This is a genomic window from Agrobacterium sp. 22-214-1 (assembly GCF_053522465.1).
This window is the reverse complement of the sequence record NZ_JBNWCK010000010.1, coordinates 36166-49709: the sequence shown is the minus strand read 5'-3', so window position 1 is coordinate 49709 and position 13544 is coordinate 36166. Positions and strand designations below refer to the sequence as shown.

Below are 13544 nucleotides of genomic sequence, written 5' to 3'. Positions count from 1 at the left end.
TCACTAATGTTTGCTCAACGATAGGGGACAAACATGCCATTCTCAGACTACAAGACCGCACTCGTAACCGGCGCATCTTCCGGAATTGGCGCCGCCGTCGTCGAGCGCCTTTGCCGCGAAGGGCTGGAAGTGCATGCGGTTGCCAGAAGCGCGGACGCTCTCAACAAGCTGGCGAAGCGCACGGGCTGCTTCGCCCATGCCATCGATGTGACGGACCGGCCGGCGCTTGCAAAGCTAACGAGCGAAGTCGCGTTCGATGTCCTCGTGAACAATGCCGGCGTCGACCGCCCGAAGAAGTTTCTGGAAGCGGATGAGAGCGATATCGATCTCCTGATCGACGTCAACCTGCGCGCCGTGCTGCATCTGTGCCGCATGGTGGTGCCGGGCATGGTGGCGCGCGATCGCGGCCATGTCATCAACATCTCCTCCATTGCCGGCAATTATAATTTCGGCGGCAATTCCACCTATCATGCCAGCAAGGCCGGCGTGGCGATGCTGTCCAACCAGCTGCGTATCGATGCTTTCGGCAAACGCGTGCGGGTGACGGAAATCTGCCCCGGCCGTGTCGCGACCGATATCTTCAACCATGTGCATGGAAATGATCCGAGCATTCGCGAACGTTTCATCGATGGTTTCGAATTGCCGCAGGCATCCGATATCGCCGATGCGATTGCGTTTGCCATCGCCGCACCCGTGGCCATGAATATCGGCCACATGGAAATTACCCCGACGCTTCAGGTCATGGGCGGGCTGCAGACGGCCAAGCCCCAAACGGCTGAAAATTGGCCGGCTGAAAAGATCGCGGCGGGCGGAGCCGGAGGAAAAGTCGCGTGAGCGGTTTTGACCTCGGCGCAATTTTGAACAATGCGGACTATATCTCGATGCTTTTGCATGGCATCCAGATGACGTTCATCATCTATGCCGGCTCGTGGCTGCTCGCCATGTCGCTCGCCATCGTGCTTCTCGCCATCCGCCTCTCGCCCTTCCGCTTCGGCGATCCGCTGGTGGCGGCCTATGTGTCCTATCACCGCAACGTGCCGACGCTCGTGCAGCTGATGCTCTGGTATTTCGGCGTCTTCACGCTGCTGCCGAGCGGGCTGGCCAGCTGGCTTTCCAGCCATAATGCGGAAGCGATCTTCGCCATTATCGGCCTCGGCCTCTGTCAGGCCGCCTATTTCAGCGAGGATCTGCGTTCGGGCGTTCGCTCCATCAATCCCGGCCAGATGGAGGCGGCGCGTGCACTCGGGCATAGCTATGTCTCGGCCATGCGCTTCGTCATCATGCCGCAGGGTGTTCGCAACGCGTTGCCGCCGCTTATCAACCACAGCACCTCGCTCTTCAAGAACAGCAGTCTCGGCGTCCTGATCGGCGCACCTGAACTGACCCATGCGGTCAAGGAAGTCGAAAATCTGAGTTTCCGGACGTTTGAGGTCTATCTGGTCGCCACCGTGCTTTATCTGTTCTTCTCGCTGCTGATCATGGGTCTCGGAGCCTATATCTCCATGCGTGCCGATCCTCTGCGGAGGGCGCGGGCATGATCCACGACATGATCGCAATCATCAAGGATTACTGGCTGCTGCTCCTGATCGGCCAATATCCCAACGGCCCGCTCGGCGGCCTTGCCAACACGCTCATCCTGTCGGCGCTCAGCATTGCGCTTGCCTTTCCCGTCAGCATCCTGATGGCGCTGGCGCGGCTGTCGAAATGGCGGGCCCTGCGCTGGCCGGTGACCGCGGTGGTTTATTTCACCCGCGGCGTGCCGCTGCTGATGCTCATTCTCTGGAGCTATTTTCTCGTTCCGCTCTGGACCGGCGCCGATGTGCCGAGCTTCGTGACGATGCTCACCACGCTCGTCATCTATCAGGGCGCTTTCATGAGCGAAGTCGTCCGCGCCGGAATCGTATCGCTGGGCACGGGGCAGATGGATGCGGCACGGGCGCTCGGCCACGGTTATTTCGGCGCGATGCGTTATGTCATCCTGCCGCAGGCGCTCTACAACATGATCCCGAGCCTGATCTCGACTTTCGTATCCACCATCAAGGATACGACGCTCGGTTACGTCATCAATGTGCCGGACCTGACCTTTGCGGCGAACCAAGTGAACAACCAGCTTTTGACCCAGCCCTTCCAGGTCTTCCTCATTCTGGCGTTGGTTTATTACATCATCTGCTGGTCGCTCACCCATGTCGCCAATCTTCTCGAGCGGCGTATCGCCCGCCGCCGGGCCGGCCCGCGCGGCAAGCTCGCCGCAGACACGGCACCGGCCCCCGCCAATATCGTTACGGAGCAGCTATGACCGCGCCAGTTTCCGCCACTCAGGACTACACCATCACGCTTTCGCAGGTCTGCAAAAGCTATGGCGATTATCAGGTGCTCAAGGATGTCAACGAAAACGTCACCCGTGGCGAGGTCGTGGTCATCTGCGGGCCGTCGGGCTCCGGCAAATCCACCCTCATCCGCACGATCAACCGTCTGGAAGAGATCAGCAGCGGTGCGATCATGCTGGATGGCAGGAACATCCACGCCCAGATGCGCGCAAAGGAGCTGAACGCGCTGCGCAGCCGGGTGGGCTTCGTCTTCCAGAGCTTCAACCTCTTCCCGCATCTTTCGGTGGTGGAGAATGTCTCCATGTCGCCGATCCGGGTGAAGGGCGTTTCTCCGGCCGTCGCCCATGACAAGGCGCTAAAGCTTCTCGACCGCGTTGGCCTGGCTGACAAGGCCAACTCTTACCCGGCCCAGCTCTCCGGCGGCCAGCAGCAGCGCGTCGCCATCGCGCGGGCGCTCGCCATGGAGCCGCCGGTCATGCTGTTCGACGAGCCGACCTCAGCGCTCGATCCGGAAATGGTCGGTGAGGTGCTCGCCGTCATGAAGAGCCTCGCCGCCGAAGGCATGACCATGCTCTGCGTCACCCATGAAATGGGCTTTGCCCGGGAAGTGGCCGACCGCATCTGGTTCATCGATGCCGGGCGAATTCTCGAAACGGCAAAACCGGACGAGTTTTTCAAAAATCCGCAACATCCGCGTGCCCAGCGGTTTCTTGCCGATTTGAGACACTAGACCCAACCTCTATATAATAACGGGAGAACTGAAATGAACTGGAAGTGCATTACTCTTACCGCCATATTGGCAACCTCGGCTGCGGTCCTGCCGGCCAAGGCCGACCAGCTCGATACGATCATGGCGAACAAGACTCTGCGTTGCGCGACATTCGCCGATGTGCCGCCTTTCGCCTCGCCGGACCCGAAGACGCGCGAAATGGCAGGCTTCGACGTCGATCTGTGCGGTGCTATCGCTAAGGAACTCGGCGTCAAGGCCGAGATCAAGCCGGTGTCGGTCGAAGCGCGCGTTCCCGAAGTCAAGCTCGGCCGCGTCGACCTCTCGGTCGCCAACCTCGCTTACACCCAGAGCCGCGCCGAACAGATCCAGTTCAGCGACCCATATTACCTGGCTAAGGAAATGCTGATCGTTCCGGTCGATGACCCCGGCACCAAGAAGTCCGATTTCGTCGGTCAGCGCATCGCATCCAGCAAGGGCTCGACATCGGAACTCTCCGTCAAGCTCAACAAGTCCGAGCCGCTGACATTCCAGGATACGGCATCCGCCTATCTCGCCGTGCAGCAGGGCAAGGCGCGGGGCATCGTCGGCAATACCATGACGATGACCAAGTTCGTCAACGAATCCAAGACCAAGGGCAAGCAGATGCGCATGATCGAAGAGCCGATGCTCTTCCAGCCCATCGGCATCGGCATGGCCAAGGACAACCCGGCGCTGACCGCGAAGATCAACGAAATCCTGCGCAAGCTCGATGCGGATGGCGAAATCAACCGCATCTGGGACAAGTGGCTTGGCCCGAACACCGAATACAAGATGACACGCACCGACAAGGTCGTGCCTCTGTCCGAACTGAAGTTCGACCCGATCCCCTGAGCTTCGACTCAGCCTCGGCCAATTTTCAACTCTTCAACACTATCGGTCGGCGAGACGCTCTCGCCGACAGCTTCAACGTGGGAGGTTTTCATGATCCACATTAAAGATATCGCGCAGCGTCCGGCCAAGGCGGATGTCGAAGCGCTTGCCAAATTCTCTCCTGCCACGATCCATGAGGCGCAGGGACGCCGCGGTGCATTGTCCTCGCGGCTGAAGCCGGTCGATTATCGCATGAAGCTCTGCGGCCCGGCCTTCACGGTCAAATGCGCGCCGCGCGACAACATCATGCTGCAGCTTGCCATCAACTATGCCAAGCCGGGTGACATCATCGTCGTTTCCGCCGGCGAATATGAGGAAGCCGGTTCCTTCGGTGACGTGCTGGCCAATGCCTGCCTCGCAAAAGGCATCGGCGGCCTGGTAACGGATACCGGCGTGCGCGACACGCTGCAGCTGCGGGACCTCGGCTTCCCGGTCTTCTCGCTCAGCGTCTGCATCAAGGGCACGGTCAAGGAGACCATTGCCGCGGTCAACGATCAGGTGATCGTCGGCGGCGAAATCATCAATCCGGGCGATATCATCGTCGGCGACGCCGATGGCCTTGTGGTCGTCAGGCGCGAGGAGGCACAGGAAGCGGCCAAGCTTTCGCAGGCCCGCGAAGATGCCGAGGCCGGTTACATCGAAGCCTACAAGCAGGGCAAGTCGGTAATCGAGGTCAGCAAGCTCGAGCCGGTTCTGAAAGCCAAGGGCCTCGTGGTCGATATCTGAGACAAGTCCGGACAATGGGCAACGGCGGCTACTGCCGCCGTGTGCGCCTTATGGGAGGAGAGACTATGAAAGCGGTTGTCATCCACGCGGCGAAGGATCTGCGGATCGAGGAACGGGAGACCGAGCAGCCCGGTCCGGGACAGGTCGAGGTCGCCATCGAAGCGGGTGGCATCTGCGGCTCCGACCTGCATTATTACAATCATGGCGGCTTCGGCACCGTGCGCGTGCGGGAGCCGATGATTCTCGGCCATGAGGTGGCCGGAACCATCAAGGCTTTGGGAGAGGGTGTCTCCGGTCTCGCCGTCGGCGACCGCGTTGCCGTATCGCCGAGCCGGCCCTGCAACCATTGCGAATTCTGCCTGAAGGGCCAGCAGAACCAGTGCCTGAACATGCGCTTTTATGGCTCCGCCATGCCCATGCCGCATATTCAGGGCGCATTCCGTCAGCGTCTCGTCGCCGAGGCATATCAGTGCCACAAGGTGCGGGATGGCATCTCCATTCATGAAGCGGCCATGGCCGAACCTTTTGCGGTAACGCTGCATGGCGTCAACCGCGCCGGCGCATTGACCGACAAACGCGTTCTGGTCACCGGCTGTGGGCCGATCGGTGCACTTGCCATCATCGCAGCCCGCGCCCATGGCGCCCGGGAAATCGTCGCAACCGATGTCATGGATGCGGTTCTGCAAAAGGCGCTCGCCCTTGGCGCCGACCGTGTCATCAATGTCGCCAGTGATCCGGATGCGCTCTCCGCCTATTCGGCAAACAAGGGTTATTTCGACCTTCAGTTTGAGGCATCCGGAAATGAAAGAGCCGTCCGTTCGGGTCTCGAAGCGCTGAAACCGCGTTCCACCGTGGTTCAGCTCGGTCTTGGCGGCGATGTGTCCATTCCGCAGAATATGGTGGTCGCCAAGGAAATCGAGATGAAGGGCACCTTCCGGTTCCATGAGGAATTCGGGCTTGCTGTCGATTTCATCAACCAGCGCCGTGTCGACCTGAAGCCCCTGCTGACTGGAACCTTTCCGCTGGAGGAGGTTGTCACGGCATTCGAAACCGCCGGCGATAGAAGCAGGTCGATGAAGGTTCAACTCGCCTTTTAAGGGGTGCCGGTACCTGTTTTCGAAACGGCCGCAGGAGGATTCCGATTGCGGCCGTCTATACGTGGTTGAAAGATCATTCGGGCCGTGACCGGACAAACCGCTGTTCCAGAACCTCGCTTCCCCACTGGCTGCCCGGATGTTCCTCGACGCATGTGAAGCCATGGGCTTCGTAAAGGTGTCGTGCGGCCAGGAGGCCATTGAATGTCCAGAGATGGGTTTCGGCAAAGCCTTTTCCATCGACGAAGGCCAGTGCGGTTTCCAGCAGCCTGCGTCCGACGCCGCCTCCACGCACGCCATCATCGACAATAAACCAGCGCAGATGCGCGATATCCGATCCCATATCCTCGCCGTCGATGGCAACGGAGCCGATGATCTCCTGCCCCCGCATTGCGACCCATATTGCGTTTTTTGGGCTTTCGAGCCGGTTGCAAAAGGAGGCGAGGCCTTCGGCGACAACGGATTCGAAGCGTTGGCCGAAGCCGGATGTCCGGGCGTAATAGAGCGCATGCATCTGCGTGATCCGGGCAATGATGCCCGGCCTGTATCCCTCCAGTATCTCCATGGAGGGAGCAACGGTATCGGTCCTGTCTCCCAGCGCATCGGCGTAAAGACGGAGCCCCTGGAGGATCGTGTGAGCATCCGCCGATGTAAGCTGCGTCAGGGCGCCGGAGACCTGCCGGTTCGCAAAGCCATGGATGGCGCCCACCTGTTCTTGTCCCTGACCCGTAAGACGCAGCCGCTTGATGCGACTGTCCCCTTCATCCGTTTCTTCGCGAACATCGCCCGACAGGACGAGCTTGCGCAGCATGCGGCTGACACTCGATTTTTCAAGCCGCAGAAGTTTTCCCAGATCCCGCGCCGTGATGTCGGGGCGCGCCTCGATCTCGATCAGGGCATGTACGGCGGAGGGCGGCAGATCGGTGCCGGCAAAGTCTCCCCCCATGAAGCCGAGTTCGCGGACGAGCCGGCGGGAGGTGGAACGGATGTCGTTTACGGGTAAGGGCTGTTGGGGCACGTTCAATCCATTATGGTTGCATCATGCAACCATAATCATATTCCGCCTGACTTGCCAAGATTGCTCCCGATGTAAAAGGCTGGCTTTCTCAACAAAAGCGGGCAATCTGCTCTTCCGGTCGCCGACAATGGCGGCTAAACCGATATTATCGGCAAAATGGATATTCGCTGAGATCGCGCGGCGGGACTTTACCTGCGCCGTTTGCGGCAGTTGATTATCCGGCTATGGAGCAGGCATGCCCGACACGCCCCGATTTTTCCGTTACGCGGTTTTAGCGGCCATGTTTCCCGTGGCCGTCCTCGGTCTGGTGGCAACCCCGAACGAGTATCGCGCCATCGGGGTCGAGGCCGTCGATTGCGATGGCCCCATATCTGTTCTGATTGCCGCGGTGCCGGCGCTTGCGGTCTATGCAATTATCGGCTGGATGTTTCTCTCCGGAGCCAAGCGCCATCGCTCGCTGATTTCAGCCTGTTTTTGCGGGCTCGTTTGCCTGGCGCTCGTCTGGAACATCGGCATGGCGCTTCAGGAACAGCGACGAAACGCGGCTGAAACGGCATGCGGTTTCAGTAGTCGGTTGTGATCGCGCTCCGCCCCAGTTCTTCTCTAACGTCCTGCCTGTTCAACGGAACCGAAGGTTCCGGCGTGTGAGCTGATCGACGGAGGTGCAGCCCATCAGCTTCATGCCGCGCTCTATTTCGATACGCATCAGCTCGAGCGCCCGTTCGACCCCCGGTTGCCCGGCAGCAGCCAAGGGGAAAAGGTAATAGCGGCCGAGCCCCACCGCTTTTGCGCCGAGAGACAGTGCTTTCAGAACATGGGTGCCGCGCTGCACGCCGCCATCCATCATCACATCGATCCGGTCGCCAACCGCATCGACGATCTCGGCCAGCTGATCGAAGGCGCTGCGGGAGCCATCCAGCTGACGCCCACCGTGATTGGAAAGCACAATGCCGCTGCAGCCGATCTCCACGGCGCGTCTGGCGTCGTCCACCGACATGATGCCTTTTAGGCAGAACGGCCCGCCCCATTCGCGCACCATTTGTGCCACGTCGTCCCAGTTCATCGAAGGGTCGAGCATGTCGGTGAAATAGCGGCTGATGGAAAGAGCGCCGCCGTCCATTTTAATGTGGTCGTCGAGCTGCGGCAGGCTGAAGCGCTCATGCGTCAGGTAGTTGATGCCCCAGGCCGGCTTGATGGCGAATTGCGCGATGCCGGAAAGATTGAGCTTGAACGGAATGGCAAAGCCGGTGCGCTTGTCGCGCTCGCGGTTGCCGCCGGTAATACTGTCCACCGTCAGCATCATCGTCTCGACACCGGCGCTTTTGGCGCGCGCCATCATATCGCGGTTGAGGCCGCGGTCCTTGTGGAAATAGAACTGATAGACCTGCGGGCCGCCGCTGATCCGGCGCGCTTCTTCAAGGCTCGTGGTGCCGAGCGAGGAGACGCCGAACATCGTGCCGTATTTCCCAGCCGCTGCCGCAACCGCCCGTTCCCCCTGATGGTGGAAGAGACGTTGCAGCGCCGTCGGCGAACAATAGACCGGCATGGACAGCTTCTGCCCCATGACTGTGACCGACATATCCACATCGGCCACGCCGCGCAGCACATCGGGAACGAGATCGCATTTTTCGAAGGCGGCCGTGTTTCGCCGATACGTCACCTCATCATCAGCAGCGCCGTCTATGTAGTTGAAGATCGGTCCGGGCAGACGCTGTTTGGCCATGCGGCGAAAATCGTGGAAATTATAGCAGTCTTTGAGTTGCATCTTTTACTCGACCGGTCCGGTTTGAAAGCTTTCAAAAGAGTGTCGGAAACCTATACCGGAGATTTATAGCGGGCAATCAGGCCACGGACGATTTCCGCAGGATCGAAGCGATGGATGCCGCGAGGTTGGAACGGCAGGAGATGTTCCGCATCGAGAAGCTTCGCTGAAAGCCAGAGAACCGACATCCACATTTCCGTGCCCTGCAGCCCGGCCGGATGCCCCTCGGCGAAGGCAAATCCCCTGTTCCTTTGCCAGCGTCCCTCATTTCGGCGCAGAATTTCGCGGGCGATTTCCTTCGCCTCGTCCTGCCGGTGATCCGTCTGTTTCAGGCACAGAAGAAGCGGATGGATCGTATCGAGCAGGTTGCAGGCATTAAAATCTTCGCCATGGAAACCGCCATAGGCACGATAGTTGGCAATGACGGAGTCAATTGCTGCTTCCGGATAGGGAAGGGGCAGGCCGAATTGTGCGTAAGAGCCGCGGGTAAGCCGGTAAAAGCCGTTGACCGGTTGCAGCAGGCCCTGCGCGGCAGTCGGCTCACCCCAAAGCCCGGTGGTTTTATCCACATTCATCGCCAGCCAGCCGAAGAGAACGGTGAGATTGTCGCCGGATGTAAAATAGCGCCTGTTGAAATAAAGCGCGGTGGCGATGGCGTCTATGGTGGCGCCGCAATGCCATGCCCGGCTTTGCCATGGCAATTCTTCCAGCAGGAGGATGAGTTCGTCGGTGCGCAGACGCTCCACGAAAGCGATCGGCTGTTTCGGTGCGGTGCCGAAACATTCAAGTCCATATCCGACAGCCAGAATATTATAGAGGACGGCAGGGTCCTTCTCGGGAGGCGTCGAGGGGTGGTGGTGACGGTTAAGAAACAGCCCCGTTTGCTGATCCTGCAGGGCCTGAAGACTGGCCACGGTTTTTACGGCATCGAAAGCGATCTTTTCCTGTCCGAAGGCTGCCGCAATCTCGATGGCATCGCACAGATGCCTGACGCTTTCGACCTCATCTCCGGATGCATCGGCGGAACGATAGATGCCATCCTCGCCATAAGAGCGGATGGCGGCAAGCCAGTCGTCGGCAATCTCCTTACCGAGTTCTTGCAGCAGGCCATCGAGTTCCATCAGCCTCGGCGCGGCCGCTTTTTCTCCACGATATCGCAGAACCCGGGCGGGAACGCCGCCTGCAATGGCCATGGCGGGAATGTCCTTCGCCACCACCGCGCCTGCGGCAATAATTGCGCCGCGCCCTATCTTCACGCCATCCAGCACAACCGCATTGGCGCCGATCCAGACGTCGTCACCGATCTCTATCCCGAGCGAGGTCAGCGGTTGGCGATAGATCGGAGTTTCAATGTCGTCGAAGCCATGGTTGAAGCCAACGATGCTGACATGTGAGGCGATGCGCACGCCGTTGCCGATTGTTACCTTACCGGAAAGACAGGCATAGGGGTTGATCGAGACATTTTCGCCGAGTTCGATATCGCCGCGCACGATTGCGTAACCGGCGATCCACGACTGCGCACCCATAAGGAGTCTATCCGTATGCACCTCGGCCTTGGCGGCGATGTAGACGCCCTGCCCGAAAACGGCGTTTGCAGAGCGCTCGAGGCCACGCAGCCGCGCCTGATGGTCGGTGCTGTCGATATCCTCCCGTCTCCGCTCCCAGGTCAGGATGTTCAGCCTGTCTGACCTTTGGGAAAAGCTCGATACTTCGTCGGTCATCTCCGTCAGCCTGCGCGGTTTTCATCGAGAGCATAGGCGGGAACGCGCCGCCCCTCCCGCTTGAACATCTCTTCCAGCCTCGGGAGATCGGGACTTTCGGAGAGGACAGCCAATGCTGCCTCTGCTTCTTTGCCGGCCGGCAGTGCTACGGCTGCCGTCACCAGCAACGTTTCGCCGGAGGCGATGGCGCCGCGCAATTGCGGAACAAGCGTTCTGGCGTGAATGAGGTTGGTATTGGCGATTGCCTGATGGCACACGCCTTCGCGCCTTATATCTCCCGAAAGATCGACGATGATGCTGGTGTCAGTCTGTCCGTAACAGACGGCGCGGCCTTCAATCGCCTCGGTGCGGTCGCGGTTGAAATCGGCGCGTTTTATGGCAAATCCGCCTTCTGATGTTTGCAAGGGGCGTGGGGTGCGGATGCGGTGCAGCCTTATGTGCCACGGGTTTTGTGGCACGAGCCAGGTCTCGATCTCGACATCCGCCCATGGCCGCCAGCGGGAATAGAGGCAGTCTTTGGCGATCAACGCCTCTTCCATCGTCTCGCGAGTGCGGAAGTGCACGCCGTCGTCGGAAAGGCCGAGCATGCCGTCGAAACTCGCGGCGGCGAAATGCCGGTCATCCGCCTCGACATTGAAGGCATAACGGGTGGAATAGACGAACTTCGAATATTTTTCCTGCGCGCCGCGCATCCTGTCGTGCTGCTGCCCGGAGGACAGGACCACGATATTGCCCGGCGTATGAAAGGCCACCATGCCCGGCTCCGCGAGGGGAACCGGTTCGGCAAATTCCTGCGGTTCAGCCTCTTCCGCTGTCCAGAACGGGTGATCGGCGGGCAGCGCCAGCGGCAGGAAAAATTTGAGCGCCCAATAGGGCGAGCAGGGAGAATTGTAGCTCTCGCTCATCAGAAGATTTGGGTAGCCATATCCGACCGACAGGACGCCGTCGCGGTCCGCGATAGGCCGCTTCGACCACCAGCGGATATGGCGCATGTAATAGCCCTTGATCACCTGCCACGGCAGCGCTTCCAGACCGGAAAAGGCAAGAGCGCCCCAGAAACCGCCCGCCGCAAAACGGTAGGTCTGGCTGCGCCCGAAGGCGAGCGAGGCCCCGTCGGGCCCGAACCAGTGGCGTATGTCACGGGTGAAAATGCGCGAGCGTTCGAGCAAGCGTGTTTTTCGCGTCTCGTCACCTTTTGCCAGCACCGTATAGATCAGGCCGTAAAAATGCATGGCGAAGGGAATATAATGGTCGACCCGGCGCACCGGCCCGTCGCGATACCAGCCGTTGCCGATATCGAAAGCCTCGAGTTCATCGAGATAGGTTTGGGTTTTGGTCCGGTCGAATTCCACGCCGACCCGCTCCAGCCCGAGATCGATCAGAACACGGAAGAATTTCCAGTTATTGTCGACGAATTCCCGCTCGCGGGCGGCGAGAAGATAGGCGGTGACAGCCTGCCTGTCCGTTTCGGCAAGCGGCTCCCAGATAAGTTCGGGAACCATGGCGAGCGCAAATCCTATCGCCGCCAGTTCGACCAGCCGCTGGTGCCGATCAGCCGTATCGCCCCAATATTCGGGGTGGGCCGGATTGGCGCCATTGGCCAGTCCACGCCTGTAGAGATCCCAGTGGGGAAAGTCATAACCGCCGGCGGCAAGTGGAACGATGCCCCATAATGGCCGGGCAAAACCCTCCAGTTCCGCCGCAGGAAAATCGAAAATCGCCCCCGTTGCTCCGAGCCGGACGCGCGCGCCGCCCGGTGAAAAACAGGCAAGCAGCGGGTTGAAAAGATCGATCACCGCCTTTGCGAGATCGTCCCTGCCGAGAAGCGGATTGTGAAAGAGCGGATTGGCTGCGGCGGTCTCGTGAGGCACGGTGACGGATGTCCGGAATTCATGATCAAAGGAAAGGGCCGCAGGCTTCCCGCCCGCGGCCCTGTGGCAATTATTTGATGGCCTTGACGCCGTCATTCATGTCCCTGATGCCGTCATCGATCGAGATATTGTCGGTCATCAGCGCATCATGCACGCGGTTCAGGACGACTTCGATCTTGGCCGCATTCGGGTTGACCGCCATTTCCAGATAGGCTTTGCCCGCCTGCAGCGCATCCTTGCTGTTCTGGTCCTGCGGGAAGCCCGGCAGCGCCGCGATCTTCTCGGCCACATCATCGGTTCTGAGCGCAGGGAAAGTGCCGGTGGAGGCGATGATCGCCGCACCCTCAGGTCCGGTAACGAAGTGGATGAAGTCCAGCGCGGCTTCCTTGTGGCCGGAATTGGCATTGACCGACAATCCGGCAATCTGCGCGGCCGTCGCGCCTGCCGCCACCCCATCCGGATGGGGGAATTTCACGATGCCCCAATTGACGCTTTTCGACTCGCCGGATTTCACCTTGGCGATCTGGGTGCCGACAAACCATGTGCCCATGGGCAGCATGCCGATCGTTCCGTTGAAGAACAGAGCGGAATAATGGGTGTTTGAGGTTTTCAGCGAGGCATAGGACGGTATTGCGCCGCTTTTCTGCAGGGCAAGCGCACGCTCATACCAGGGTTTCAGGAATTCATAATTGCCGTCCACCAGCGTGTGCTTGCCGTCCTGAATACCGGGCAGCTGCACCGTCGAACGCCAAGTGTGCAGCAGTGCGCCATAGGTGCGGTTGGCGCCCATGCCGCCCTTCAGCTTGCGGGCGATCTCATCGAACTGCGCCCAGCTCATGTCATTGGTGGGGTAAGGCACGCCGGCCTTGTCGAAAATATCCTTGTTGTAATAGACCACCCAGAAATCCGAGCGGAACGGCAGGGCGTAAATCTTGCCGTCGATGGTCAGCTCCTCGATCAGGCCGCCATAGGGGGCGGTCTCGATCTTCTGGTCCTTGATGAAGCCGCTGAGATCGGTGATGTTGCCGGCGCGCACCAGATTGGCGTAACCGGGCACATCCTTGATGGTGACGACATCGATATCCTTGGAGCCGCCGGTGAGCTGCGTGGATATCATCTGCGTATAATCCTGTGAGCCGAGGTCGACCACTTCGAACGTCACATTCGGATGCTTCTGCTTGTAGGCCTCCATCAAGGGCTTGAAATAAGCGCCCTTGTCCAGATCCCACAGCGCCCACTTTAGCGTAACGGGCGCATCGCTCGCAGCGAACGCCGTTCCTCCCATGCCCATGGCAATGCCGAGACCGGCGGTTGCGAGAGCGAATGCACGTCTGGTTGTCTTAAACTCCATAGCTCGTTTCTCCTTCCCTGACTGATGTCGTTTTG

General features: G+C 59.8%; 13 protein-coding genes. 8 read left to right on the top strand and 5 right to left on the bottom strand.

Translation table 11 applies throughout. From position 1 onward, the window contains the following. Window positions 1-33: 33 nt before the first annotated feature. The 7 genes from ACQZ5G_RS23825 to ACQZ5G_RS23795 all read left to right on the top strand — a co-directional run bounded on the left by ACQZ5G_RS23825 (window position 34) and on the right by ACQZ5G_RS23795 (window position 5789). The gene (locus tag ACQZ5G_RS23825; protein WP_448737830.1) at window positions 34-834 is read left to right on the top strand and encodes an SDR family oxidoreductase; all 801 of its coding nucleotides are present in this window, start codon (window positions 34-36) and stop codon (window positions 832-834) included. Further along, complete coding sequence (locus ACQZ5G_RS23820) at window positions 831-1538, top strand: amino acid ABC transporter permease (protein WP_448737829.1); 708 nt, start codon at window positions 831-833, stop codon at window positions 1536-1538. The genes ACQZ5G_RS23825 and ACQZ5G_RS23820 overlap by 4 nt, the downstream gene beginning before the upstream one ends. Next, entirely contained in the window at window positions 1535-2296 is a 762-nt protein-coding gene (locus ACQZ5G_RS23815; RefSeq protein WP_400816415.1) for an amino acid ABC transporter permease, read from the top strand. The genes ACQZ5G_RS23820 and ACQZ5G_RS23815 overlap by 4 nt, the downstream gene beginning before the upstream one ends. After that, on the top strand, window positions 2293-3057 hold the full coding sequence (locus ACQZ5G_RS23810) for an amino acid ABC transporter ATP-binding protein (RefSeq protein ID WP_448737828.1): 765 nt from the start codon (window positions 2293-2295) through the stop codon (window positions 3055-3057). The genes ACQZ5G_RS23815 and ACQZ5G_RS23810 overlap by 4 nt, the downstream gene beginning before the upstream one ends. A 33-nt stretch (window positions 3058-3090) precedes the next feature. Next, entirely contained in the window at window positions 3091-3927 is an 837-nt protein-coding gene (locus ACQZ5G_RS23805) for an ABC transporter substrate-binding protein (RefSeq protein ID WP_065656613.1), read from the top strand. Between the two features lie 90 nt (window positions 3928-4017). Continuing rightward, window positions 4018-4692 carry a 4-carboxy-4-hydroxy-2-oxoadipate aldolase/oxaloacetate decarboxylase gene (locus tag ACQZ5G_RS23800; RefSeq protein WP_046799012.1) on the top strand — a complete coding sequence of 225 codons (675 nt, stop codon included), beginning with the start codon at window positions 4018-4020 and terminating at the stop codon, window positions 4690-4692. A 65-nt stretch (window positions 4693-4757) separates the two neighbouring features. Continuing rightward, a complete protein-coding gene (locus ACQZ5G_RS23795) occupies window positions 4758-5789 on the top strand; it encodes an L-idonate 5-dehydrogenase (protein ID WP_448737827.1) in 1032 nt (343 codons plus the stop codon). A 73-nt stretch (window positions 5790-5862) separates the two neighbouring features. On the opposite strand, the gene ACQZ5G_RS23790 is transcribed toward ACQZ5G_RS23795, so the two are convergent. Next, window positions 5863-6804 carry a GNAT family N-acetyltransferase gene (locus ACQZ5G_RS23790; RefSeq protein WP_448737826.1) on the bottom strand — a complete coding sequence of 314 codons (942 nt, stop codon included), beginning with the start codon at window positions 6802-6804 and terminating at the stop codon, window positions 5863-5865. Between the two features lie 235 nt (window positions 6805-7039). Here ACQZ5G_RS23790 and ACQZ5G_RS23785 point away from each other — a divergent pair, with 235 nt between their 5' ends. Next, window positions 7040-7384: a hypothetical protein gene (locus tag ACQZ5G_RS23785; protein WP_448737825.1), complete on the top strand. Its 345-nt coding sequence runs from the start codon at window positions 7040-7042 to the stop codon at window positions 7382-7384. A 39-nt stretch (window positions 7385-7423) separates the two neighbouring features. On the opposite strand, the gene ACQZ5G_RS23780 is transcribed toward ACQZ5G_RS23785, so the two are convergent. From ACQZ5G_RS23780 to ACQZ5G_RS23765, 4 genes are all read right to left on the bottom strand, one after another. Continuing rightward, complete coding sequence (locus tag ACQZ5G_RS23780) at window positions 7424-8569, bottom strand: alpha-hydroxy acid oxidase (protein WP_003519654.1); 1146 nt, start codon at window positions 8567-8569, stop codon at window positions 7424-7426. Window positions 8570-8619: 50 nt separating this feature from the next. Beyond that, complete coding sequence (locus tag ACQZ5G_RS23775; RefSeq protein WP_448737824.1) at window positions 8620-10287, bottom strand: acyltransferase; 1668 nt, start codon at window positions 10285-10287, stop codon at window positions 8620-8622. 5 nt (window positions 10288-10292) lie between these two features. Next, window positions 10293-12158 (bottom strand): DUF2264 domain-containing protein, encoded by a 1866-nt coding sequence (locus ACQZ5G_RS23770; RefSeq protein WP_448737823.1) that lies wholly within the window; start codon window positions 12156-12158, stop codon window positions 10293-10295. Between the two features lie 70 nt (window positions 12159-12228). Continuing rightward, entirely contained in the window at window positions 12229-13509 is a 1281-nt protein-coding gene (locus tag ACQZ5G_RS23765; protein WP_448737822.1) for an ABC transporter substrate-binding protein, read from the bottom strand. Between the last annotated feature and the right edge of the window lie 35 nt (window positions 13510-13544).